The following is a 23,301-nucleotide window of genomic DNA, read 5'->3' as shown; positions in this document are numbered from 1 at the left end:
CCTGCTTCAGGTAAAACGAGCCTTATTCGGTTTAGAAGAACGATTGAGAAGTCCACGCCACTGCCACCCCCAGCGCGGCGATCCTCGCCAGATTCATGAACACGAAATTTTGCACCGCGATTGCAAATGTTTTCTCTTTGGATGGATGGGCTGTGAATACGGCGCTTTTTTTATAAACCGGAGCAAGCGTGACGAACACCAGAAGAACTAACACGGGGTGCACCTTCATCAGGAGAAGGGCCGCCAGGTCCAGATAAGCAAGGCAATACAGAATTCGGAACAGCTTTAGAGAAGGCCTGAATCCTATATATACGGGCAGCGTATACCGCTTGTTCTCCATATCCTCATCCATGTCGCAGATGTTATTGGCCAGCATGATGTTGGCAATCCCAAGTATGGCCGGCAGCGATACCACCAGCAGCAGCAGTACCTCAGGAAGGTTCACCTGAAGGGACAGAACGCTGCCGTGCAGGTCCAGAACCGCCAGATGGCTGTCCTCCGCGTGGATCCAAGCCGAAATAAATATAATGACAAATCCCATAAACAATCCGGAGAACAGCTCGCCCAGCGGCATCCGCGAGATCGGAATCGGTCCAAACGAGTATAATATCCCTACGGCAAAAGACAATCCGCCCAGCAGCAGGATCAACCAGCCCGTAGACAGGAAAAGCGCGATCCCTGCACCAACGGCTGTCAAGAGCAGCACGATGATGACGGACACAACCGCAGGCTCCTTAAGGTTATAACGTACAATGGCATTGTGCTGCTCGTAACCGAACCCGTTCTTTTTAATCGCTTTTTTGTAATCGTAATAGTTATTGATCGCCGTTGTTGCCATATCAAACGAGAGCAACGACGCGAGCATCAGGGCAAAATGATACCCGTCGAACTGCTGAAAACGAAACAATGCATACAAAGTTCCGAACAGGAACGGAATCATGCTGGCTACCTTCGTCTGAATTTCCACCAGTTTAAAAAAAGCTCGGATTCCCATGACCATCATCCTTTATCCAATTGATCTGATTTCAGATTAAAGGATTTCATGGCCGCGGTCTGTTGGAATTGTACTTGACAAACGCGTTTGCAAAAGTGACGAATGTTACTTCTGGAGCGAGAACCAATTTATTCCGGGATGTTCTGATCCTTGCGCCTGCGACTCCAAGGCGTACCGAGCAGCGGCAGCGCCCAGCGGTCCAGACCATACCAGCCCGCCACTTTCCAGGCCATGACCAGCCATGTGGCCAATATAAACAATAATGGATTGGAGCTTACCGTGCCTGCGAATAAAAAGCTGGCATTCATTAATCCGCCGAAAAACGCGGCAATCCCCGTCAGCAGACCCAAGATCAGCCCGAGTCCGACCAAGACCTCGCCGAAGGCCACCATATACGAAAACAGCTTGGCGTTGGGAAGCACAAACCCTTCGAGAAAAGAAGCATACCATCCGGTGACGTCCTTCCCCTCTTCTGCCTTAGCCAGCGCTCCCCCGACGAAGCCCTGAATGGCCGCTCCGGCTTCGCTTCCCGTCCAGGCTTCCGCCGTCAGCTTTTTCAGCCCCGACGTTAACCAGGCATAACCGAGATACAGCCTCACAAGCAGCCAAATCCAGCCGGAGCGGGTACTGCTGAACAGAAACATGGATACCGGATTTTCAGGGACTACCACATATTGTCCCTCTCTGAGTTGTTTTGCCATGATTTTTTCAAACATCCTCTCGTATTTTTATTCATTCCCGCTAGTATATACAACGTTCGCGAATCCAACAAGGGTACCTTTAACAATGGGTTAACACATAATCCATGTAAAGAAACATCAAACATAAAAAAGCCCCACCAATTTGGTGGGGCTTTGCCAAGATGGTAATCCTATTCAAATGCCGGATTCAATCTTCCCATGCTTGGTCATGACCTCAGCTTTGCCGCGTATTTTAACCGCAGACGTATGATCCGTGAATTGGGCGATGATGACCTCGCCTTTATCCAGCTTCTCGGTATGATGAAACCGGGTGTCCTGACCGCGGGTAAGGCCGATCACCTGCACGCCATGGTCCAGCGCCTTGACGATAAAATAATCCCCGTTTTGAACGTTCTCCATTGTTCAGACCTCCTCACCGTAAGCTAAAAGAAAAGGCCGTGAACGAATTCACGACCTGTGCTCTTAGGTAATATGTAGAAATCTTTATTTGATTCCGTCTTTGAGCGCTTTACCAGGTTTAAATGCAGGAATTTTGCTCGCAGGGATTTCGATTTCTTCACCTGTTTGCGGGTTGCGGCCTTTCCGTGCGGAACGCTCGCGAACCTCGAAGTTGCCAAAGCCGACCAGCTGTACTTTGTCTCCACTTTGCAACGCTTCGGAGATTGCATCGAAAACGGCATCAACCGCTTTAGTTGCATCCTTCTTGGAAAGCTCAGTAGATTCAGCTACTTGTGTAATCAGATCCGATTTATTCATTCTTTCACCTCCCTAACAAGGAATGTGCTCCACTTGCTATTCACTGTTTCCGTTTTACCGCAAATTATACGTGCAATCGGGTATTTTACCCCTATCTCGCGTTTAGAATGCATGACGCGGAACAAATTTATAGTAATACAGCCATCTCATAATTTCAAGCGTTTTGCTCTGCACTACCAAAGAAAACACGAAAAACAGCCGCTAATCGGGACTTTAGACCCGTTAGCGACTGCGTATTCAACACCTTAGCTATACTCACTTAAAGAATGATCGCGATCAAACCGCCGGAACCTTCGTTGATGATCCGACCCAAAGTTTCTTGCAATTTATATCTCGCATTGTCAGGCATCATTGCGATTTTGCCTTGAATTCCTTCACGGACGATCGAGTGCAGCGAGCGTCCGAATATATCGGATTCCCAAATCTTGATCGGATCGTTCTCGAAATCCTGCATCAGGTAGCGCACAAGCTCTTCGCTTTGCTTCTCTGTGCCGATAATCGGCGAGAACTCGGATTCCACGTCGACCCGAATCATATGGATGGAAGGCGCGGTCGCTTTCAATCTTACCCCGAAGCGGGTGCCTTGACGGATAAGCTCAGGCTCATCCAACGCCATCTCAGCCAGGGAAGGAGCAGCAATACCGTAACCTGTCGTTTTAACCATTTCAAGCGCTTCAGCGAAGCGGTCGTATTCCCGTTTGGCATGAGAGAACTCCTGCATTAGCTGCAGCAAATGATCTTTACCGCGAATCTCGACACCCACAACCTCCATCAGGATCCGGTCATACAGTTCGTCAGGTGCAAAGAGATCGATCTCGGCAACGCCCTGCCCCATATTCATGCCGCTAAGTCCGGCATGGTTGATGAAGTCATACTCCATGAACTGGCTGACCACCCGGTCCACGTCACGCAGACGGCGGATATCTTTCACGGTATCTCTGACCGAGTTCTCATAGTTGCTGCGCAGCCAGTGGTTCTCGTTAAGCACCATAACCCAGCTAGGAAGATTAACGTTCACTTCATGCACGGGGAACTCATACAATACTTCACGAAGAACACCGGTTACATCATCTTCGGTCATCGTGGCCGCACTCAGTGTCATCACCGGAATGTCGTATTTCTCTGCCAGCTCATTGCGCAGCTGAAGCGCTTCTTCACTGCGTGGACGCGTCGAGTTAATGACCACCACGAATGGCTTGCCGACTTCCTTCAGTTCCTCGATAACGCGCTCCTCAGCCTCAACATAAGAGCTCCGCGGAATTTCCGCAATGCTTCCGTCTGTCGTGACGACGACGCCAAGCGTGGAGTGCTCCTGAATAACTTTGCGCGTTCCGATTTCAGCCGCTTCCTGGAACGGAATCGGTTCTTCGAACCATGGCGTCGAGATCATTCTCGGGCCATTCTCATCCTCGTAGCCCTTAGCGCCTTCAACGGCATAACCTACACAATCCACCAATCTGACGTTGACCTCAAGACCTTCCGTAACTTTGATCTGTACCGCGTTGTTCGGCACGAATTTCGGCTCGGTTGTCATGATTGTTTTCCCAGCAGCACTTTGAGGCAGCTCATCGACAGCTCTTACTCGATCCGCCTCGTTCGTAATGTTCGGGAGAACAACCGTCTCCATAAACCGCTTGATGAAGGTTGATTTTCCCGTACGGACGGCACCGACAACACCTAAGTAAATGTCCCCTCCGGTCCGTTCGGCAATGTCCTTAAAAATGTCCACTTTTTCCAAAAGAGATCCCCTCCTCAAATTACTCCGAAGGAAAAATGCTTTAAGAGCATCCGCTTCGTGTTCCACTCATAGCCAAAGCCATTGCAACAGATGAGCAGCCTTTACAATGTCGCCAGCATCCCGCCGCCGGTATTCCATGAGTTTTGATGGAAACGGCAAAGCGGCGTAACTCGTACATGCATTTGGACTAGTAACATCATATGTACCGGGTTCAAAAATATGACGGTTGCCCCTTAAAGTCCGTCCAGTTTTTTTTAAGGATATCGAATAGGCCTAAACCAACTAGACACTGCCCTCGAATACCGTTAAAAACAACTACCGCTAAGGGCGCGGTTTGTCTTCATGCTGTGCGCCTTCAGACGTTTTCGTATGCCTCATGATGTGGGCAACCGGCTCTTGCCCGCACTACTCTTTCAGATTATGAATATGCGCGCACTTTAATAGATATTCCAAATAGATTCAACCATTTTTAAAAAATCTATCGAAGAAGGGTCTCAAGAAAAAAATACAGGTCCGCTTCATGGCTTCCGAATCCCCTATCCTCACCAGTTATCGGTAACCATGTAGGTTCAACAAAAATACCCGCCGATCACGGCGGGTATAGGTTTAGGATAGCGGCTGAGCAACGGGCTGCCCATCCTTCCATATATAAGGTACGGATTTTACGGGGACATAATAGGATTCCTTCTCCAGGAACACCCGTAAATCCTCACCTTCTTGAGGATCGGAACCGTTCTTCTGGATAGCCTGCATAATATCGAATGCATAATCGGCGTATACCGTTCCCTCTTCATCCATCATGAAGGTCATCTCCTGACCCGAGTATACACTCAGTAATGAAAGGGATTTGGCATCGGTCTTGGACAGGTCCACTGCCGTATATCCCGGGTACAGGGCTTCCCCTGCAGGAAGAGCGTTGTCATGCGCCATTTTGTACAAATTCACGGCTCTCTGAACGTCATTCACCTTCTGGGCCGTGGTCAAGTCCATAACCTTCACGGTTGGCTCGGTTTCCTCATTAATAATGAGAAAATAGCCACTGCCGCCCTTCTCAAATGCCGTATCCGGAATTTGGTCGATGTATCCCCGGTTCTTCAGCTGATCCAAATCGACCCGGTATTTCTCATACCGCGGAATTTCCGGACCTGCCGTAATCATCGGCAAGATTCCCTGTTCTTTATAAAAATCATCTACAGCCGATTGTATCCGTTTGACACTTTCCCTATATGAAACCTTGTTCTCCTGCAATTTCTCGTCAGGATAAAGACAACCTGTCAGCAACATCGGAAACAGCACCAGGATTAAGACGGTAGACATCCGCTTCGAACGGCCTGCCGCTTGGGTCATCCAAGTGATCATACTCAACTAACATCATCCTTCGCTTTAAATAAAGTCATCGGACTCCCGGTTTCTCGCTGCTTCGAGCTGTTTGCGTATCGCAGCTTTGAGCGGGTCCTCGGGAATCATTACCTTGATATGATTCGTGATTCTCGTCTGGCAGGATAGCCGGTAGCCTTGTTCCATCATCGATGTCCCCAGCTTCCTGATTTCCTTGGGCTCCGGAGCAGAGCAATGATCTCGTTCCTCGCTCGGAACTATGATTTTGCACATCAAACAACCGGCTTTGCCTCCGCAACGGGTAGGAATACGCACGCCGGCCCGGCGGGAGGCATCCAGTACATTCGTGTTCGGACGAACCTTGACCTTCTTTTGATCCGGCAGAAATAACACCTCGTAGTCCAACGGTAAACGCGCTCCTTTTCTTATGTACACATTCTTCCATGCTGCCGGCCCTATTCGCCAGTTATGGCTGTAGTCCGATTAATCGGTTCAACACCGTCCGATGTTCCACGCTCAAACGGTTCCGGCTTAACAGCTGCTGAAGCAGCGGCATATGTTGGTCCATGTCCCTCAGGATCGCCTCTGCAATGGCATTGTACCGATCGGGTCGATCCCGAAGCACATTAAACACCAGTTCATGGGATAACGGCATCAGTCGTACCGTGACGCCCTGTATATGACTCTCTGGTGCTGCAGGATACAGCAATGGATCGATCTCAACACAGTAGGAGGACCCGTTTGAATTCACTTCAAATCCGCCTACCAGTTCAATCGGAACTTTCTCTATTTCATAGTGGCTCAGAATCGAAGAATATATCCCCTCTTGGTCTAATCGGGGAGCATCCACGGCCATAAAAGCCAGCGACTCATGCAATGACTGTACGCCCCCTGCATCGGTATATATATCGATATCTCTCGGCGGCTTGTCCAATGTTACATCCTGCAGAAGCAAGCTGCAGCTTCCACCCAGCAGCCAAGCAATAGGTACCTGATTCAGCTTATGAATGGCGGTAGCTAACACACTCTCCAATTCCGGCAGATCATTCAGCGTCATGCTGCACCCCTTTACCGTATCGTCCCGGATTGACTTCCTACGTTATATGATGGAGGCCAGTCCAATAATAAAACCGAAAATCATCATCATAAAGGCCACGAACGACAGCGCGCCGCGCAGAAAACCCTTGGTCTTACTTCGCGCAAGCGTAACCACTATGACGGACAGTGCCATAATCAATAATGCGACTAAGGACAGCCACATCTTTTGCATCGGATCCATGTCACGAAACTCTCCATTCTCTCATCAATTTCAACCTATTATATCACGAAAATGATAGCGCCTCACCCCAGGTATGTCGAAAAAAAGAACAAAAGCCGCTATCCAATCCGGAGCGTCTTTTGTTCAACATCATCATCGTATCTTATTTGTTCATCATCATTTTCATCAAGGCTTCCATATTGCTTGGATTCATGCCACTCTTCTTCACCGCGCCGACAATCTCTTGGATCGTGTCCTCACTAACAGGTATGTTCGCCATCGAAGATACCTGCTTGATCAGCTGGCGGAGCTGGGCTTCATTTTGCATTGTAGACGGCTTAACCGTGCTAGCCAGCTTATTGACAGCCCCTGAAGAAATTTTCTTGCCGCTTTTCTTGTTAATCGCATTCAGTACATCCTTGTGAAAGCTTTTGCTCATTTCCACCCCTCCTCCGACATCCTCACATCAATATATGAGTCAATCATCGGAATGGTGAATAAGCTAGGTGTGCCATTGCTCCCATGTTTCAAGCGGCATCATTTCCATCTCGGTCTTGGGATCCCGACCCATCAAGGCTTCCACGGCGATGCGGGGATTCCGGTCTTTAAACAACACGTGATACAGCTGGTCGGCAATCGGCATCTGTACGCCGTATTTCTCGGAGATGGCATGTGCGGCTTGGGTCGTGCGTATTCCTTCCACAACCATACCCATGGAACCCAGAACCTCATCTAACTTCTTACCCTGACCAAGCATCGAACCAGCCCGCCAGTTTCGGCTGTGCTGGCTGGTGGCGGTAACCACGAGGTCACCGATCCCTGCAAGCCCGGCAAACGTCATTGGATTCGCGCCCATTTCCATGCCGATTCGCAAAATTTCTGCCAAACCTCTCGTGATAAGCGCTGCCTTGGCGTTGTCACCGAAGCCCAGCCCGTCGGACATCCCGGCGCCCAAAGCGATTATATTCTTTAGAGCCCCGGCCAGCTCAACACCGATCATATCCCGATTCGTGTACACTCTGAAATACGTGTTCATGAACAAATCTTGAGCGGCTACAACCGCCTCGGCATTCAAAGACGCCACTACGACCGTTGTAGGGCAGCGTCTGACCACTTCCTCCGCATGGCTTGGTCCTGATAATACCACCACGCGGCCTTCCTCACAGCCAAGCTCCTCGGATATGACGGTGGACATCCGCTTCAAGGATTCAGTCTCGAATCCTTTGGTCGCATGAATCACCAGCATGTCCTCGGTCCAAAACTGCTTCAGCTGCCCCGTCACTTCCCGCATCGCGGACGAAGGTGCAACGATAACTACAGCAACAGCCGATGAGACGGCCTCTTTCATATCGGTTGTAGCGCGAATATTCGGTGATAACTCCACCCCGGGTAAATAACGGTTATTGGTATGCGACTCGTTGATTTCACGAGTCTGTTCCTCCGTTCTTGTCCAGACGACAACCTCCAGGTCATTTGAAGCGAGAACACTTGCCAAAGCGGTTCCCCAACTGCCTGCCACCAGAACAGCGACTTTGTCAGACAACGCGCTTCCCTCCTTTGTCCTTTCCTTTTCCAGAACCCAGCTTGTTTTCACGCCCCTGCACAAGCTTCACGATGTTCGAGCGATGCCGCCAGAAGGCGAATATGCATATGATCAAGCTCGTCCAAAAGATTGGCCACGAATAATCAGCGATCAATAGAAAAACAGGGGTAAGCACTACAAAAATAAGGGAACCCAAAGATACATAACGGGTAAAAACAATGGATAGAATGGCAATAATGCCTGCTATAAACGCTGGTATAAAGCAAAGCGTAGCAAGCACCCCAATGGCTGTTGCAATCCCTTTGCCGCCTCGAAAGCGGAAGTAAAGAGGCCAATTATGACCGATAATGGCCGCAATACCGCACAATCCCGGCAGCCACGCATTGTCTCCCCCGAGCCATCGTCCGATCCAAACCGCAGCGATGCCCTTAATTACATCCAAAGCCAATACAAGTATGGCAGGTCCCTTTCCCAGGACGCGAAGGGTATTGGTTGCCCCGGCGTTGCCGCTGCCATGCTGACGAATATCAATCCCTTTTAGGATTTTGGCAAGCAGCACGCTGAAGCTTACCGAACCGAGTAAATAACACACAACTATCGCTACGATCTCCAAAATCAAGCTATTCTCCCCTAACTCTCATCAGACTTTCTTCGAGTAAATATCCTGATGGGTGTACCTTCAAAGTCAAACGCGGCCCGAATCTTGTTCTCAAGGTAACGCTCATATGAGAAGTGCATCAATTCCGGATCGTTGACAAATACGACCATGGTCGGCGGCTTAACCGCAACCTGTGTTGAGTAGTTAATACGCAATCTTCTTCCCTTATCCGTTGGAGGCGGATTGATGGCAATCGCATCGGATATGACATCGTTAAGGAGATGCGTCTGCACGCGCAGTGAATGCTGATCAGCCACATGCTTAACGACAGGGAGCAGCTTCTGCAAACGCTGCTTTGTTTTGGCCGACAGGAAAACAACCGGCGCATAGGTCATGAACAAGAAATGATCGCGGATCTTTTTCTCGAACTGCTGCATCGTTTTGTCATCCTTCTCGACCATATCCCATTTGTTCACGACGAACAAAGACGCTTTACCGGCCTCATAGGCATAACCGGCAATATGCTTGTCCTGCTCGATGATGCCTTCTTCCCCGTTGATCAGTACGAGAACGACATCCGCGCGCTCGATGGCACGCATGGCCCGCATAACGCTGTATTTCTCCGTGGTCTCATAGACTTTCCCACGTTTGCGCATGCCCGCCGTATCGATAAGCACATACCGCTGCCCATCCTTCTCGAACGGCGTGTCAATAGCATCGCGCGTAGTACCGGCAACGTCACTGACAATGACGCGCTCTTCTCCCAAAATGGCATTAACGAGAGAGGACTTGCCCACATTCGGTCTGCCAATCAGGGCAACTCGAATAACATCCTCGTCATATCCGTCGTCTTCCAGTTCCGGCAGGTTCTCGACCACAACATCCAGCAGGTCGCCGATCCCTGTGCCGTGACTTCCCGATATCCCGACAGGATCGCCAAATCCGAGGGAATAGAACTCATAGATATCATCCACGCGCTTCAAATTATCCACTTTGTTTACGCTGAGTATGACTGGTTTACCTGATCGGAACAGAATCTGTGCAACTTCCTCGTCCGATTGGGTAACCCCTGTCTTCGCATCGCACATAAATACGATGACATCCGCTTCTTCAATTGCAAGCTCGGCTTGCATGCGTATCGATTTCAATATCATGTCATCGCCATCGATTTCGATACCTCCGGTATCGATGACACTGAACGCTTTACCGTTCCATTCGGCACTACCGTAAATCCGGTCACGGGTAATACCCGGTTTATCTTCAACGATGGCTAATCTGTCGCCAATCAATCGGTTAAATATGGTGGATTTACCGACGTTTGGCCGTCCGACGATAGCCACTACGGGTCTTGCCATAGTCACTCCTCCTGTCAATTCTTACGATTATCATCATAGCAAAAAACGTTACAATTGGCTAACCTTTCATCTGCATTTCTATTATGCTCTACCCCATGTTACAACATCCGTAAACGTTCGTCCCCTAAAAAAACAAATGGCGAACCCAGATTTCTGGGTTCGCCGACTTCGTTATGATAGGTCAATAGACCGAACAAAACTGTTCCCGGGCTTACTTGAATTTGCTCAGCTTATCGCCGAAACGCTCTCCAAGCGTAACGCTCATGCCTTGATTGTTCAAAGAAACGTTCGGGTTGTCTTTCAGGTCGATTTTAGGACCTTTGGACGGTTTTTCAGCTCGCGGAGCTTGAGCTGGCGCTTCTTCCGTTTCTTTGATGCTCAGGCTGATACGTTGCTCGGAAGTGTTGATATCAAGCACTTTAACCTGAACTTCTTGGCCTTCTTTCAATACTTCTTGCGGTGTACCGATATGCTTGTGGGAGATTTGGGAGATATGAACCAAACCTTCAACACCTGGTGCCAGTTCAACAAATGCCCCGAACGTAACCAAACGTTTAACAACGCCTGTTACGATGTCGCCAGTGTTGAATTGCTCGCCAGCTGTTTCCCAAGGACCCGGAGCGGCTGCTTTGATACTGAGGCTGATTTTGCCCTTTTCAGGATCCACTTTCAGTACCTTCACACGCACTTGATCGCCTTCGGACAATACATCGGCAGGCTTGTCGACATGGCTCCAAGCGATCTCGGATACGTGAACCAATCCGTCTACGCCGCCAACATCAACAAATGCTCCGAATTGCGTAAGGCGTTGTACTGTACCTTCCAGCACTTGGCCGTCTTGAAGCTCGGACATCACTTTAAGTTTGTTTGCTTCGAACTCTTCTTCCAGAACATCCTTCTGGGAAAGAATTACTTTGTTGTTCTCGCGGTCCAGTTCCTTTACTTTCACGCGAAGCGTGCGGCCTTTATAGTCGCTGAAGTCTTCAACGAAATGACGCTCTACCATGGATGCAGGAATAAATCCGCGTGCACCAACATCGGCTACGAGTCCGCCTTTCACCACGTCAGCCACCGTTACTTCGAATACGTCTTGATCCGCAAAATGCTTCTCAAGCTCTTCCCATGAATTCTCAGTGTCGATCGCGCGCTTGGAAAGAACCAGGCTTTCCTTGTCGTCGTTAATGCTAACGACTTTGCATTCTACCTCTTGGCCAACCTGAACCGCATCGGATGCATTATCAAGCTGTACAGAAGACAGTTCGCGAACAGGAATTACGCCGTCATATTTATATCCAATGCTTACGTAAGCTTGGTTGTCCTCCAGTTTGACGATCGTCCCTTTCACGGTGTCCCCTTTTTTCAAGGATACGATTTGGTCCATCTGCTCTTGGTTTTCAGCAGCCTCTTGATTTCTTGTTTCTTCCGACATGTCAAATAACCTCCTCAATTCAAACCCCATTTATTTAAACTCGCATTGGCGAAGTTCAAAACATAATTGCTGTAGTATCTTTCCAATCTTCCCATGCTTTTTATGCATGGAGCGAATAAATCAGTTCACGGTTGGCTGGCCGCTTGCGCGCATTTCGTGAATTTTTGCCATGATCAATTCGGTTGCCGCATCCAGAGCTTCCGGTGACTTGTCACCTTCAAACCGGGATAGGTCCACAGGTGCACCATAGATGATCTTCACTTTGCGAAAAAGCTTGTAATCTCCAATGATGGCAGCCGGTATGACCGTCGCCCCGCTGCGGAGAGCGAAGCTTGCCGCACCCCGTTTTGCCGCGGTTGAATCAGAATTGCGCGTGCCCTCAGGAAAGATACCCATGATCTCACCGGTACGCAATATCGTGAGGGCGGTTTTGATCGAATCTTTACTTACTCCGCCGCGCTTGACCGGAAATGCTCCAAGCTGACGAACCAGCCATCCGAACACCGGAATGTTGAACAGTTCCGCTTTGGCCATGAACTTAACCTGGCGCTTGACGTGAATGCCCACAGATATCGGATCTCGAATGCTAATATGATTGCTACAGATTAGCACGCCGCCTTCTGAAGGTATGTTATGTACGCCGACAGATTCGAATCTGTAGAGAATAGCGAACAAACCGCGGACCACCGCTCTGCAAAAAACATAAATCATGCCCATTTCTCCCCATCCCACTTAAGTTTCGCAATATGAAAGAATTGCTTCCACAACCTGGTTGATATCCATATGTGTCGTATCCAGTATGATGGCATCCTCTGCGCATCGGAGCGGCGACACTTCACGTTCCTGGTCAAGCCTGTCACGTTCTGCGATATCTCTTTCCAGTTGTTCCAGCGATATGCCTTCATCACTCAACTCATTGAAGCGGCGGAGAGCACGTTCCTTGACACTGGCCGTCATGAAAATCTTCACCTCAGCATCCGGCAACACCGTCGTGCCGATGTCACGTCCATCCATGACAACGCCCTTGTCCTGTGCCATTTGCTGCTGTAAACGGACAAGCTTTATTCGCAAACCCTCGATTCGTGCATATTGGGATACCACTGCACTAACCTGATGTGAACGAATATAGGGTGTAACATCTTCCCCGTTCAGCCAGACCATTTGACCATTTTCATGCGGTTTTAATTCAATCACCATGTTTTGTGCATGTTGAAGCACTTTTTCGGGATTTTCTGGAGAAATCCCTTGGTTCAGCATGAACCAGGTGACTGCCCTGTACATGGCTCCGGTATCCACGTAGATGTACTGCAGCCTGCTGGCTACCATACGCGCTACGGTGCTTTTTCCCGCGCCTGCCGGACCGTCGATGGCAATATTAATTCTGTCGCGATAACCTGTCCCCTGCGTAACCAACGGGGCATTCCTCCTCAAACATATACCTCGAAATCGAAAGGGCTTACCATCCCTTACGGACGGAATCACCGTTTCTCTAGTGAAAATATACAAGACAGCGCGAATGAAACAATGGCACAATCTTATATTTCAAGAAAAAAGCAGGCGCCCGCCTGCGACGTGAAAATTATACCACACTAGCTAGAGTGATGCAAAAGAGAAGGGGTGTTTTCCCCCATCCAATCGTTTACATTTGGCTCGTTAACGGGAACACCCTCCATCTGCTGAATGGGCGAAATATAGGGCCGGCTGGGCTCATAATGCAATAGCAGCTGGAAAATCACCAGGGCAAGCACAAGCCAGATCAGCAGCTTAAGGAGCACTTTTCCATAGCGGTCATGCAGGGCTTGTCCCTTCTCCTCATGCTTAACTTCCAGTCTTGTTTTTTCGAGCAGCTGATCTTGATCGTTTACTATTTCTGACATGGCAGGCAGTCCCTCCGGGACAAAATTTTCGGATAGTGTGCCACAGGCCTGTCCTTTTTATGCATTAACGATTGCGAAAATCAAACTGTCTCTCAAAACAAAAACGAATCAGCTTTTGCCGTTCCATATCTGCGATCTGATTAAACTTCAGCATAACGATGCTTCGATTGGTAGGCAGCTGCTTCACCCTTACAACCTCGCCTTCAAACGGGACGTGCTCCACGGATCCGTTCTTAAACGGGATGAGTATCCAGCAAGTCAATATACTTCCTTCCGCAATCGTTTGATCCGGCTGCAGATGAAAGGATACGCCGCCGCCGCCGACATCATCGGTTTTGGCTAAAAACTGGGTGCCGTCATTGGTCATGACTGCTACCTCGAGCTCGGCTTGCACCCTGAGAAAGCTTCTTCTCTGCACCTTCGTAATTTGATCCTGCTCCGGCTTCTTGATGCGAACCAGACGGATAATATCCTCATGGTGACTCAGGACGTAGGAATTGAAGAAATTCTTGACTCCGCCTTCCGTCAAAAAGTAAGCGGACAGCTCGTCCCCGATGTACAGCTTTTTCAGCCTGCCCGTCCCTTCCTGCAGCGGAACCTCCATATACATCGATTCGTCATCCATGTCGGAAATGCGGGATTTATATACAATATTGGCTTCCTTCTCATCCCCCGTATCCAATTGGATATAGAGGACATCGTTAATCTTTGGATACAATGCGCTCACCCACTAATTCATCATAATCATTATTTCCCATTATATCATGGGATGCCACAGCCCATAGGACAAAATCTTCAAATCATGGTCGATTCATGTCCTATTCTTGGGAAACATGGAACGGTCCCGGTTGCTTCGGCTCCTTCATCCCATGCAAAAAGCCGATTCAGGAAAGCTCCTGAACCGGCTTGAATCACGCAATCTTCGATTATTTGATTCCTGCCTGCGCATCCTTTACAACCTCAACCGTCTCCTCAAGGCCGGTATCCGAATTAATGTAAATCCGATACTGAGCACCGTTGATTCGCCCGCCAAACTCATAACACAGGACATCCTCGGAACGGTCGTTTTTGATTAAGGCTTTACGGTGATAGAGCACCTTGAACTCAGGATTCAAGACCTTTTCCGCTTCGGCAAGACTAATTTTGGGCTGCGGGATTTCTCGCTTGATCTGATGCTCATACACAAAGTCGCTGGCCTGGAATCCAATGACATCCCCATTGTCCATAGCAGAACGAACGGTGATTTTCTCAGGATAAATCAGCACACCGTCCTCTTCACGGACAAAGGAAAAGTTGGCCAGGTTGTCATATTGGTCAGCTGAAACAACCGTCATGTCGGAGTAGCCTTTTTTCGTCAGGAATTGCTGGGCTTTGTCGATTGCAGCCTGAACGGACGCTTGCTTGGCGCCAACATTCCGCTCATCCGTATAGGAAATCAGCTGGCCGCCTTTTTCGGTAAAGTCCATGCTGAGCATATGCCCATTCGGATGTTGTACCTTCGCTGTATAAGATACCCACTCGGTGCCGCTTCCGTTCTTCGTCACTTGTACTTTGGCATTATTGCCCACATCCGAGAACTTCAGTGCTTTGCGTTTTACATCCTCTTCCGATATCGGCATGCCTGCCAATTGCTTCACGGAACGGCGGTCATAAATGCTGCTTACCGATGGTCCCCAATCAAGCTCAGGGTAGGACTCCACCTTTTTGTCCACCGTCTTGAAGCCGTCAATAATGGAATTGTCTTCGACTTTATTCGTTGCCAGGGCCGTCTCTACATCCATCCAGCGCAAGCTGTTTGCGATAACCTTGTTCTGCACATGCTGCAAGTCCTTTGTAATTTCGCCGGAGTTGGCGTACAGGGATTTCAACGTTTTGACTTCACCCTCACTGAGCGGCTCCTTCGTTAAATCACGTACACCTGTTTTGTAGGCAAAATTAGAAATTCGGGAAAGGAACTCTTCGGTCTTGTTGAAGGGAAGGAGCGTAAGCGGCAGCTGGCTGATCTCATTTTGAGCCTCGCTGGTTAGGCGCCATACATTCATCAAGCCCTTCCGGTGCATCCCTTGGGAGGTTGAGCTTACCGCAAGTGTGTTGCCGAGCTCGGCATGAATCCTGTCCATATTGTATGACAAGTCATGGAATGCCCGTTGGTATTGGTTCTCGGCATTAATCAATATGGCGTTTTTCTCTTTATTCTCTTGATAACCCCATACCAGAGCCCCGATCAATAAAATTGTGGCCACAGGAAACAGAATAGCGCTTAATCGTTTGTACATGATGCGATAGTCTCCTTTCTTCTACTCACTGCCGTTAGTTTGACTAGAAGAAAGAAGTCTTATGCATCTCTGTATAATTCCTTCATCCCTTAGAAATCTTCCTCAATATCGAAGTGATCGCGATTGTTGCACAGACACTGCTTAAATCCGGTTTCAATCCGGCCCTGCTCCTTTTTTCCCCGCAGCACAAAACGTTCACCGCAATCTTTGCAAAGAATTTTCACTTTTACACGCAAAAAAAGACACCTCCCTTTCTATGATTCCCTGGCTGTCAGCCGAGGTCTATAGAATGAAGTGTGCCCTGATTTGTTAAGTGTTAACCTCTTCCTCCCGCTTAATGAAACGAAAAGGAGAACGGTTGTTAGCTCTAGAGATTTTGCCCATGCCGCCATACCACAGCAGCACCATAAGCGGTACGATGAACCATACCCATGTGTGGGTCAGCAGGTTCAGAATCAGGTCGTACAGACCATGCCACATCCAAGGCAGGAACAAGGATAGACCGAGGAAGAATCTTCTTCGTTTCCCTTCCGTGAACCTCGCATGTCCCATGTAGTATCCCATGATCACGCCAAACATTGCGTGTCCCGAAACGGGCAGCAGTGCTCGTAAGAACATCGGACCAAAGGCTGCCTGGCTGTACCAGGCGTAAAGCAAATTCTCTACCGTAGCAAATCCCAGCGATATCGCCACTGCATAAAGGATGCCGTCATAAGGCTCGTCAAATTCCGTATGGTTAAAAATGATGTGATACATTACGAACCATTTCAGAAATTCCTCAACGCCCGCCGAAACGAACAATGAGTTGACTACCGGATTGTCGCCAAGCCATAGTATCATTCCCCGCTGCAAAATCATAACCGGGAAAACGATCAGAACCCCTAACATGAACACCTTGATCACCATGTGCAGGGGCTCTTGATCATACCTATCTTTCAGGTAAAAATACGTGAGCAATGCGAGTCCCGGCGCCAAAGCTGACGCAATTACCGAGAACACCAGCACTAAAATTCCCCTTCCGTTAGTTGCGGGCCTGAAGTCCGGCACGCACGCCCACCTTCATTAATGCTGACGCTGGAAGTGTGTACAGATAACCTCAACTGCTTGCTGAGGCATGACTTTCTTCCCGTATTCCTCCAGCATCGCCTCCGTTACTGAGGAGGATTCACCGAATTCAGCCAGCATCGCAATAACCGCCGGCAGCTTCTCGCTATCCAATTCCTCAGGATCGAAGTACAAAAACCATTTATCCATATAGTGATAGAGCTTACCCGCTCCGCCTACAAGGTCCTTCAACATATGCGATGCTTCAATGAGCACTTCAAAATCCTGAAAAACATAGACGATCGTATCACTTTGATCCAGCGTTACTTCCATTTCATAAATCTCGTCCGGCATATCTTCTTCGGATAAGCCGCCGAAATGATGATCGTATTTCCCTCTCGTCACAATAACCACCATGCCCTGGGCAGGCAGTGCAAACACCTCAACGGCAAGAGGTCCGGTGGCATCAAATCCGAGTTCACTGTATGCCTGATCCATCATCTCCGTAAACAGGTCATAAACTTTCGGTATTTCCTGCCACATCTCTTCCTTCTGGATCCCACGCTCACTCAGATCGTCAAACGTGAGGAAAATCCGTATCTTATCTTGACTCAAACGCTCTATTTTCATGACAGGATCCTCCTTACGTAAAACAAAAGTTTATAACAAATTATGATGTCTGGATTATGACGTGATAAAAATGGTTTTATATAATTGATTTTATCATTTAATAACCACAAATGCACGTAAATATGTAGCTAAAGAAAAAAGAATCATTCACAGGGAATCGTGTGGCCGCTCCCCGAGAATGATTCAAAATGGTTCATGCCGTTTACAAACCCGGTATGACGGTATGGGTCTCTTTCAAAATCTGTTCGACTTCGTTTTTAACATCAGGGTTGTTTCGGATGAAATCCTTGAGTTGTTTCAGGTTGGCAGCCTTCGAATGAGTCGATGTCTGTACCCCTGCAGTTCCATTGGAATGAGTGGAATCATGTCGGCCTGAACTGGGAGACACGCTTTCTTGGCTGAAGCCAGAATATTGCTGGCTCTTGGTGCCCTGAATTTTACTCATCGCGGTATCCGCGAATCGGCCTAGATTCGCATCTTTCATCATTGAGGAGAAGAACTTGCTGTTATTACGGGAAATCATCCGGCATGCAACGGCGCCGATAATGACACCATATAGAAATGACGAAGTCTTCACAAATGATACCTCCTTCTATGATAAACTCGAGATTATTGTTCTCGCACCGCCAAGAACTCATGCTACATAAATACAGGAAAGTGAGATGGAATCATGGTTAGAACACGAACAGTACTTCTGCTGGCTTTCTGCCTTATGCTCAGCGCATGTGGCAGCAACGGCGCGGCTCAGAAGCAAAGCACGGCCACGGAAGTCGGTAATGACAGGGCAGCGCAGCAAAATGAAACCTCCGGACAGGTGTCCACTCCGAAAGAAGGCACCGACAAGGCAGCCGAAACGGACAAGCCTGAAGCTGAGCCTGACGTGGATAAATCCGCGGACCCATCAGATAAAGCTGTCAAGAGTCCTGACAACGAGGCACCATCTGAACCGAAATATCACATGAATAAGGTGTATCGCATCGTTCCCAATGATGATTCCGTACCCGAAAAAGTCGTGCTGCTCACGTTTGATGACGGCCCAAAGGATAAAACCATGATCAACCAAATGATCGATACGCTGGACAAACATGATGCCAAAGCGATTTTCTTCGTCAATGGATACCGTGCGAAGGAGCATCCAGAGCTGTTAAAACTGATCCATGACCGCGGTCAAATCATTGGGAATCATTCCTGGGATCATATCGACCTGAAAAAAGAAAGCAAACAGAAGGTGAAGGAACAGATCGGGGATGTACAGCAAATCGTCAAAGAAGCGACCGGATCGGAACCGAAGTTTTTTCGTCCTCCATTTGGCTCAGGCGGAGATACCGTCAAGGAAGTTGCCCTTGATCATGACCTGCTGTTCATGACCTGGTCCAACGGTTCGCTGGATTGGGAAAGCAAAAACAAAAACAAACCCGATGCCGTAGTCAGCAATGTGCTGGAACAGCTTCACCCTGGCAGCAACATTCTGATGCATGAGCTTCCCTGGACCGTTGAGGCCCTTGATACCTTGCTGACCAAGCTTGAAGCCAAAGGGTATGGCTTCGTGGATCCGCAATTAATCGAACCTAAAATAAGATAATTCGAAAAAACACAAAAAACCTTAATTCTGCCGTCGCCAGCTGACGATCGAATTAAGGTTTTTTGCGTAATGTAAGCACATGATATTCTGCGGGACATTGCAAGCGCAGCGGGATATGGGAGGTACCGAATCCCCGGCTGATCAGCATCCTGGAAGAAGGTTTGGTTTCGCCCTTCTTTCTCGGCAGCGTATACCATCCGGATTTAAACTTCTTGTAAAAGCGCGCCAGACGAACGGCTCCGGCAATGGGCAGCACAATCTGTCCCCCATGGGTATGTCCTGCCAGCACAAGATCCCCATGCACTGCTTCCTTACCTTTGACCCATATCGGATCATGCACTAGGATGATGTGATACTGGTCTTCGGCTGCATGTCCCCGAAATCTTGTGTACGGGTGCTTCCGGCTGGCCGGCTGCCTTACTCCGCTGAGAGCAATAAGCTCGTTACTCCGCTTTAACGTAACGGTTTTGTCATTCAGCAGCATGACGCCGCTCTCCCGCAATACTTTACGGACAGCGTCCTTGCCTGCATGCAGATCATGATTCCCCAAGACGGCATACACGGGTGCGATACGGACCAGCACCGACATGTTATGCCTCATTCGCTGAAGGGGTACCCCTCTTTCCGTAATATCTCCACCAAGCAGTACGCAGTCCACCGATGATAGATTGGATAATAGCTTCACTTCTGACAATTGTCTGCGATGTATATCGGTGATGAACAATATCCGAAAGCCGTCAAACGAGTGAGGGATACGTTCGGATACCACTTCTTCTTCACGCACTCGATAACCCTTGGCTTCAGCCCTCATCCAGCCGATAGCGCCTGCACCGAGTGCCGCAGCACCTGCTATCCACATCAACACACTCATAATAACTCCTTTAACAATTCCTTTAATGGAGGCGCTCCGATAAGTCCCCACCACAGGAGACCTATCATTAACAATATGAAAATAACGATCAATGAGTTCACAAACCATTTGCTCATTCTTACGCGATAAGAGGAATATGTATTCGTTCGTTTAGGAGCGGACACTTCCTCCTCTGCTTGACGCTGGCGGGACCGGGTCGATCTGGAACGGCTCAATCCATCCGCTGTACTGCTGCTCTGGTGCTTTTGCTCCACGGAGCTTATGGAGGGCGGCGATTTAGATCGATTCCTCGTTTCATCTGCTTGTTGCGACTTCGCTGCCGTTCTTTTTTCTGATTGAGCCGTTGACTTGTTCTTGCGGCTTTTATTTCGGCTCTGATGTCGCTGCATTCTGCTAAGTTCGTTCATGTTCCTCTTTCCTCCGAAACCGAATCAACATTCCTGATATGAAATCAATCAGAAAATGACACAGGATGGGCGCCCAAATGGTACCCGTTTGAATATAGACGTAGCCAAGACCGTAACTGCTTAAGAAAACCCACCCAGTTGGAAGCCAATGTTTTAAATATCTGACATGAATAAGTGCGAACAAGATACTTGTCCAATATGGTCCGAACGCATGCTGGATGGCTCCTCGAAACAATAACTCCTCGCAGATGGATACGATCAGAGCTATAACAAAAATATGCCAAACCGGCCTTTTCCGGAACAACATTTCATTGATTCCGCCATCGTCCATACTATCCTCTGACACAAACCGGGATAATACAAAATCCACGATCAGCATTGCTGCAGCAAGTCCGAGCCCCCAATAAACAAACTCGATATTCTTCGGAATGACAAAGAGCCCAAACGGATTCCTCTGCTGAAACAGGATCCAGATCAAACCTGCAATGAGTGTCAATCCTTGGGTAAGATACAGATTAATAAGCAGCAGCCGATCGTTTAATTGATGGGCTTCGATTCTTTTTACGCGTATTTTAAATTTTTTCATAGAAGATGGGCCTGTCTTTCATCTTGATTTTTAAGATTATCTTCGTGTACAACCACAGTAATATCAGAATGATTCAATCATAGGCGGGCATATGCATCATAGCAAATTAACGGCATGACATTCAAGGCTAACCCTTGTTTCTTCCCCTACTATAAGGCCTATGGACAGAATAAACACCTATTGACACAATGTTAGAGCCATGATACATTATGAAAAAATTAATCTGTGAAAACCGATGATGGAAAAGAGAAGCTGTAACGTCCTCAGAGAGCCGATGGGTGGTGTAAATCGGTGGCGTAAAAGTATTCTTGAGCGTTCCTGAGATATTTCGCTGAAACTTGAAGTAGGCGCAAATCGGATGATATCCGTTACCAATCATGGTCTGAACAGACCGCTTGAGGCTGCCGCAAGTTGGCAGCGAATAAGGGTGGCACCACGAATAACTCTCGTCCCTTACTACGGAGGTAGTATGCGGATTGGGAGTTTTTTATGTTCCTGTCTCTTTGCCACGACACCGCGTCAAACCTGTATAGACCTCTTGCAGCTTTATTGGAATCTTTGGTGTATAACGGAATACGCCCCAGCGTAATCCTTATTCAATATTGCAGTACCGCATTTTATAGAGGATTTTAAGGAGGAAGAGAAACCATGTTTAAAGTATTGGTATCGGATCCGATCAGTGATTTGGGGATCCAGCAGTTAATGGATGCCGCCGACGTGCAGGTAGACAAAAAAACCGGGCTTAATGAAGATGAGCTCACTGCCATCATCGGTGAATACGACGGACTCCTCGTACGGAGTCAGACACGTGTGACAGAACGCATTATGAATGCAGGAACCAATCTCAAGGTTGTTGGCCGTGCAGGCGTTGGCGTTGACAACATTGATCTTGAAGCTGCTACGAAGCGCGGGATCGTTGTTATTAATGCGCCTGACGGTAACACGATTACAACAGCAGAGCATACGTTTGCCATGATGATTGCCCTCGCCCGACACATCCCTCAGGCCTATGCCAAAACTGTGGGCGGATCCTGGGACCGCAAATCCTTCCTCGGCGTTGAGCTGCGCAACAAAACGCTGGGCGTTATGGGAATGGGACGAATCGGCAGCGAGGTGGCTAAACGCGCCAAGGCTTTCGGCATGAACATTCTTGCCTTCGATCCGTTCCTGACGGAAGAGCGTGCGGACAAACTGGGCGTAACGCTTTCCTCGGTGGATAACATTATCCGCAATGCAGACTTCATTACGGTCCATACTCCGCTTACGCCGGAAACGCGCCATATGATCGCAAGACCGCAATTCGAAGTAATGAAGCGCGGCATGCGCATCGTGAACTGCGCCCGTGGCGGCATTATTGACGAACGCGCCCTCGTGGAAGCGATCGATGAAGGCATTGTTGCCGGAGCTGCATTTGACGTATTCGAACATGAGCCGCCTGAAAGCGATCATCCGTTCCTGAACCATCCCAAGGTTATCGTGACCCCGCATTTGGGCGCATCTACCGTTGAGGCTCAGGAGAACGTTGCAATCGACGTGTCGGAACAAGTGCTTCATATCCTGCGCAACGAGCCGTTTAAGAATGCGGTCAACTTCCCGCTTGTAGCGGCTAGCGTGATGAACAAACTGCACCCATACTTCTCGCTCGGCGAGAAATTGGGCAGTGTGGCCGCTCAGATCACCGCACATGCGGTGAAGGAGATTCACGTCGACTATGCAGGCGAGCTGGCTGAAGTCGATACGCAAGCCCTGACCCGATACATCGTGAAGGGTGTGCTGGAGCGCCACCTCGGAAGCGAAGTGAATATTGTAAACTCCATGCATTTGGCGAAGAGCCGTGATCTGCACGTCGTTGTTTCCCAGACACCAAAAACCAAAGACTTCACCAACCTCGTTACCGTTACACTTAAGACGCAAAACGGTTTGGAGCGAATTGTCGCAGGTACACTCCTGCTGGGTTACGGCGAACGAATTGTCCGTCTGGATAAATTCCCGGTCGACATCTCTCCGGAAGGTCATCTGATTCTGATCTCCCATAACGACAAACCGGGCATTATCGGTCGTGTCGGAACCCTGCTCGGCGAGAACGATGTCAACATCGCCTCCATGCAGGTTGGACGTAAAGTCATCGGCGGTGAAGCCATCATGCTTCTGACGGTGGACAAAGACGTTCCTAAAGACGTTCTGATCAAGCTTACCGGGCTGTCAGAACTGAACACCGCGCAGCAAATCGCGCTGGGCTAAATTCAGGCGAGAAATCAAGGTATAAGGGGTTAATCATTGTTCCACGTAGAACAAGATTAACCCCTTAATTTCAACAA

The 23,301-nt window shown here is 48.8% G+C and carries 28 protein-coding genes and 1 other annotated feature; of the genes, 2 read left to right on the top strand and 26 right to left on the bottom strand.

From position 1 onward, the window contains the following. Nucleotides 1-31: 31 nt before the first annotated feature. From PAEVO_RS03620 to PAEVO_RS03515, 23 genes are all read right to left on the bottom strand, one after another. Nucleotides 32-994, bottom strand: coding sequence for a 1,4-dihydroxy-2-naphthoate polyprenyltransferase (locus PAEVO_RS03620; protein ID WP_100536311.1), 963 nt, complete (start codon nt 992-994; stop codon nt 32-34). Nucleotides 995-1,122: 128 nt separating this feature from the next. After that, complete coding sequence (locus PAEVO_RS03615) at nt 1,123-1,695, bottom strand: DoxX family membrane protein (protein WP_100536310.1); 573 nt, start codon at nt 1,693-1,695, stop codon at nt 1,123-1,125. A gap of 174 nt (nt 1,696-1,869) precedes the next feature. Beyond that, nucleotides 1,870-2,094, bottom strand: a complete 225-nt coding sequence (gene mtrB, locus PAEVO_RS03610; RefSeq protein WP_071223937.1) for a trp RNA-binding attenuation protein MtrB — start codon at nt 2,092-2,094, stop codon at nt 1,870-1,872. A gap of 84 nt (nt 2,095-2,178) precedes the next feature. Beyond that, nucleotides 2,179-2,451: an HU family DNA-binding protein gene (locus PAEVO_RS03605; protein WP_006209463.1), complete on the bottom strand. Its 273-nt coding sequence runs from the start codon at nt 2,449-2,451 to the stop codon at nt 2,179-2,181. 259 nt (nt 2,452-2,710) lie between these two features. Then, nucleotides 2,711-4,189 (bottom strand): stage IV sporulation protein A, encoded by a 1,479-nt coding sequence (gene spoIVA, locus PAEVO_RS03600; RefSeq protein ID WP_071223935.1) that lies wholly within the window; start codon nt 4,187-4,189, stop codon nt 2,711-2,713. A gap of 606 nt (nt 4,190-4,795) precedes the next feature. After that, entirely contained in the window at nt 4,796-5,548 is a 753-nt protein-coding gene (locus tag PAEVO_RS03595) for a hypothetical protein (protein WP_100536309.1), read from the bottom strand. A gap of 24 nt (nt 5,549-5,572) precedes the next feature. Continuing rightward, the gene (locus PAEVO_RS03590; protein ID WP_100536308.1) at nt 5,573-5,932 is read right to left on the bottom strand and encodes a 2Fe-2S iron-sulfur cluster-binding protein; all 360 of its coding nucleotides are present in this window, start codon (nt 5,930-5,932) and stop codon (nt 5,573-5,575) included. Between the two features lie 61 nt (nt 5,933-5,993). Then, nucleotides 5,994-6,584, bottom strand: a complete 591-nt coding sequence (locus PAEVO_RS03585; RefSeq protein ID WP_100536307.1) for a hypothetical protein — start codon at nt 6,582-6,584, stop codon at nt 5,994-5,996. A 42-nt stretch (nt 6,585-6,626) separates the two neighbouring features. Continuing rightward, nucleotides 6,627-6,797 carry a DUF2768 family protein gene (locus tag PAEVO_RS03580; RefSeq protein ID WP_481856482.1) on the bottom strand — a complete coding sequence of 57 codons (171 nt, stop codon included), beginning with the start codon at nt 6,795-6,797 and terminating at the stop codon, nt 6,627-6,629. Nucleotides 6,798-6,948: 151 nt separating this feature from the next. After that, nucleotides 6,949-7,224 (bottom strand): stage VI sporulation protein F, encoded by a 276-nt coding sequence (locus tag PAEVO_RS03575; protein WP_006209456.1) that lies wholly within the window; start codon nt 7,222-7,224, stop codon nt 6,949-6,951. 63 nt (nt 7,225-7,287) lie between these two features. Then, the gene (locus PAEVO_RS03570; RefSeq protein WP_100536306.1) at nt 7,288-8,328 is read right to left on the bottom strand and encodes an NAD(P)H-dependent glycerol-3-phosphate dehydrogenase; all 1,041 of its coding nucleotides are present in this window, start codon (nt 8,326-8,328) and stop codon (nt 7,288-7,290) included. Next, the gene (gene plsY, locus PAEVO_RS03565; RefSeq protein ID WP_100536305.1) at nt 8,321-8,947 is read right to left on the bottom strand and encodes a glycerol-3-phosphate 1-O-acyltransferase PlsY; all 627 of its coding nucleotides are present in this window, start codon (nt 8,945-8,947) and stop codon (nt 8,321-8,323) included. Before plsY ends, PAEVO_RS03570 begins: the two co-directional genes overlap by 8 nt. An 11-nt stretch (nt 8,948-8,958) precedes the next feature. Continuing rightward, entirely contained in the window at nt 8,959-10,281 is a 1,323-nt protein-coding gene (der, locus tag PAEVO_RS03560) for a ribosome biogenesis GTPase Der (protein WP_071223925.1), read from the bottom strand. 211 nt (nt 10,282-10,492) lie between these two features. Further along, nucleotides 10,493-11,710: a 30S ribosomal protein S1 gene (gene rpsA, locus PAEVO_RS03555; protein WP_100536304.1), complete on the bottom strand. Its 1,218-nt coding sequence runs from the start codon at nt 11,708-11,710 to the stop codon at nt 10,493-10,495. A gap of 120 nt (nt 11,711-11,830) precedes the next feature. Beyond that, nucleotides 11,831-12,421 (bottom strand): lysophospholipid acyltransferase family protein, encoded by a 591-nt coding sequence (locus tag PAEVO_RS03550; protein ID WP_100536303.1) that lies wholly within the window; start codon nt 12,419-12,421, stop codon nt 11,831-11,833. Nucleotides 12,422-12,442: 21 nt separating this feature from the next. Further along, nucleotides 12,443-13,123, bottom strand: a complete 681-nt coding sequence (gene cmk, locus PAEVO_RS03545) for a (d)CMP kinase (RefSeq protein ID WP_100536302.1) — start codon at nt 13,121-13,123, stop codon at nt 12,443-12,445. Nucleotides 13,124-13,299: 176 nt separating this feature from the next. Further along, a complete protein-coding gene (locus PAEVO_RS03540; protein WP_100536301.1) occupies nt 13,300-13,587 on the bottom strand; it encodes a DUF5359 family protein in 288 nt (95 codons plus the stop codon). A gap of 64 nt (nt 13,588-13,651) precedes the next feature. Beyond that, a complete protein-coding gene (locus PAEVO_RS03535) occupies nt 13,652-14,314 on the bottom strand; it encodes a flagellar brake protein (RefSeq protein WP_100536300.1) in 663 nt (220 codons plus the stop codon). A gap of 199 nt (nt 14,315-14,513) precedes the next feature. Continuing rightward, entirely contained in the window at nt 14,514-15,863 is a 1,350-nt protein-coding gene (ypeB, locus tag PAEVO_RS03530; protein ID WP_100536299.1) for a germination protein YpeB, read from the bottom strand. Nucleotides 15,864-15,952: 89 nt separating this feature from the next. Then, nucleotides 15,953-16,099 carry a hypothetical protein gene (locus tag PAEVO_RS33655; protein WP_009595221.1) on the bottom strand — a complete coding sequence of 49 codons (147 nt, stop codon included), beginning with the start codon at nt 16,097-16,099 and terminating at the stop codon, nt 15,953-15,955. Between the two features lie 73 nt (nt 16,100-16,172). Further along, a complete protein-coding gene (gene prsW / locus PAEVO_RS03525; RefSeq protein WP_100536298.1) occupies nt 16,173-16,868 on the bottom strand; it encodes a glutamic-type intramembrane protease PrsW in 696 nt (231 codons plus the stop codon). A gap of 57 nt (nt 16,869-16,925) precedes the next feature. Further along, on the bottom strand, nt 16,926-17,537 hold the full coding sequence (locus PAEVO_RS03520) for a genetic competence negative regulator (RefSeq protein WP_071223917.1): 612 nt from the start codon (nt 17,535-17,537) through the stop codon (nt 16,926-16,928). 202 nt (nt 17,538-17,739) lie between these two features. After that, nucleotides 17,740-18,114, bottom strand: coding sequence for a hypothetical protein (locus PAEVO_RS03515; RefSeq protein WP_100536297.1), 375 nt, complete (start codon nt 18,112-18,114; stop codon nt 17,740-17,742). A 93-nt stretch (nt 18,115-18,207) separates the two neighbouring features. On the opposite strand from PAEVO_RS03515, the gene PAEVO_RS03510 reads away from it, so the two are divergent. Next, nucleotides 18,208-19,119, top strand: coding sequence for a polysaccharide deacetylase family protein (locus PAEVO_RS03510; protein WP_100536296.1), 912 nt, complete (start codon nt 18,208-18,210; stop codon nt 19,117-19,119). A gap of 52 nt (nt 19,120-19,171) precedes the next feature. Here PAEVO_RS03510 and PAEVO_RS03505 read toward each other — a convergent pair whose 3' ends face one another. From PAEVO_RS03505 to PAEVO_RS03495, 3 genes are read right to left on the bottom strand one after another with little or no spacing between them, the layout of a single operon-like run. Next, nucleotides 19,172-19,990 carry a metallophosphoesterase gene (locus PAEVO_RS03505; protein ID WP_100536295.1) on the bottom strand — a complete coding sequence of 273 codons (819 nt, stop codon included), beginning with the start codon at nt 19,988-19,990 and terminating at the stop codon, nt 19,172-19,174. Then, on the bottom strand, nt 19,987-20,397 hold the full coding sequence (locus PAEVO_RS03500; protein WP_100536294.1) for a hypothetical protein: 411 nt from the start codon (nt 20,395-20,397) through the stop codon (nt 19,987-19,989). Before PAEVO_RS03500 ends, PAEVO_RS03505 begins: the two co-directional genes overlap by 4 nt. Further along, complete coding sequence (locus tag PAEVO_RS03495; protein ID WP_100536293.1) at nt 20,384-20,983, bottom strand: CPBP family intramembrane glutamic endopeptidase; 600 nt, start codon at nt 20,981-20,983, stop codon at nt 20,384-20,386. Before PAEVO_RS03495 ends, PAEVO_RS03500 begins: the two co-directional genes overlap by 14 nt. A gap of 226 nt (nt 20,984-21,209) precedes the next feature. Continuing rightward, nucleotides 21,210-21,440 (top strand) — a binding site (T-box leader). Between the two features lie 191 nt (nt 21,441-21,631). Between PAEVO_RS03495 and serA the strand changes: the two genes are divergently transcribed. Continuing rightward, entirely contained in the window at nt 21,632-23,224 is a 1,593-nt protein-coding gene (gene serA, locus PAEVO_RS03490; protein ID WP_100536292.1) for a phosphoglycerate dehydrogenase, read from the top strand. Nucleotides 23,225-23,301: the final 77 nt, after the last annotated feature.

This window comes from Paenibacillus sp. GM2FR, from assembly GCF_002803325.1.
GTDB lineage: Bacteria > Bacillota > Bacilli > Paenibacillales > Paenibacillaceae > Paenibacillus_AQ > Paenibacillus_AQ lautus.
The sequence above is the reverse complement of the archived record's forward strand: the minus strand, read 5'-3'. Positions and strand labels throughout refer to the sequence as shown.

Excerpts from the sequence above, each read along its gene's own strand:
- der (WP_071223925.1), bottom strand. The coding sequence starts at position 10,281 with ATGGCAAGACCCGTAGTGGCTATCGTCGGACGGCCAAACGTCGGTAAA.
- PAEVO_RS03605 (WP_006209463.1), bottom strand. The coding sequence starts at position 2,451 with ATGAATAAATCGGATCTGATTACACAAGTAGCTGAATCTACTGAGCTT.
- PAEVO_RS03620 (WP_100536311.1), bottom strand. The coding sequence starts at position 994 with ATGGGAATCCGAGCTTTTTTTAAACTGGTGGAAATTCAGACGAAGGTA.
- PAEVO_RS03595 (WP_100536309.1), bottom strand. The coding sequence starts at position 5,548 with ATGATCACTTGGATGACCCAAGCGGCAGGCCGTTCGAAGCGGATGTCT.
- serA (WP_100536292.1), top strand. The coding sequence starts at position 21,632 with ATGTTTAAAGTATTGGTATCGGATCCGATCAGTGATTTGGGGATCCAG.
- PAEVO_RS03575 (WP_006209456.1), bottom strand. The coding sequence starts at position 7,224 with ATGAGCAAAAGCTTTCACAAGGATGTACTGAATGCGATTAACAAGAAA.
- PAEVO_RS03495 (WP_100536293.1), bottom strand. The coding sequence starts at position 20,983 with ATGAAAAAATTTAAAATACGCGTAAAAAGAATCGAAGCCCATCAATTA.
- mtrB (WP_071223937.1), bottom strand. The coding sequence starts at position 2,094 with ATGGAGAACGTTCAAAACGGGGATTATTTTATCGTCAAGGCGCTGGAC.
- rpsA (WP_100536304.1), bottom strand. The coding sequence starts at position 11,710 with ATGTCGGAAGAAACAAGAAATCAAGAGGCTGCTGAAAACCAAGAGCAG.
- PAEVO_RS03585 (WP_100536307.1), bottom strand. The coding sequence starts at position 6,584 with ATGACGCTGAATGATCTGCCGGAATTGGAGAGTGTGTTAGCTACCGCC.
- PAEVO_RS03510 (WP_100536296.1), top strand. The coding sequence starts at position 18,208 with ATGGTTAGAACACGAACAGTACTTCTGCTGGCTTTCTGCCTTATGCTC.
- PAEVO_RS03550 (WP_100536303.1), bottom strand. The coding sequence starts at position 12,421 with ATGATTTATGTTTTTTGCAGAGCGGTGGTCCGCGGTTTGTTCGCTATT.
- PAEVO_RS03540 (WP_100536301.1), bottom strand. The coding sequence starts at position 13,587 with ATGTCAGAAATAGTAAACGATCAAGATCAGCTGCTCGAAAAAACAAGA.
- PAEVO_RS03520 (WP_071223917.1), bottom strand. The coding sequence starts at position 17,537 with ATGAAAATAGAGCGTTTGAGTCAAGATAAGATACGGATTTTCCTCACG.
- PAEVO_RS03615 (WP_100536310.1), bottom strand. The coding sequence starts at position 1,695 with ATGGCAAAACAACTCAGAGAGGGACAATATGTGGTAGTCCCTGAAAAT.
- PAEVO_RS03500 (WP_100536294.1), bottom strand. The coding sequence starts at position 20,397 with ATGAACGAACTTAGCAGAATGCAGCGACATCAGAGCCGAAATAAAAGC.
- PAEVO_RS03580 (WP_481856482.1), bottom strand. The coding sequence starts at position 6,797 with ATGCAAAAGATGTGGCTGTCCTTAGTCGCATTATTGATTATGGCACTG.
- ypeB (WP_100536299.1), bottom strand. The coding sequence starts at position 15,863 with ATGTACAAACGATTAAGCGCTATTCTGTTTCCTGTGGCCACAATTTTA.
- PAEVO_RS03505 (WP_100536295.1), bottom strand. The coding sequence starts at position 19,990 with ATGAGTGTGTTGATGTGGATAGCAGGTGCTGCGGCACTCGGTGCAGGC.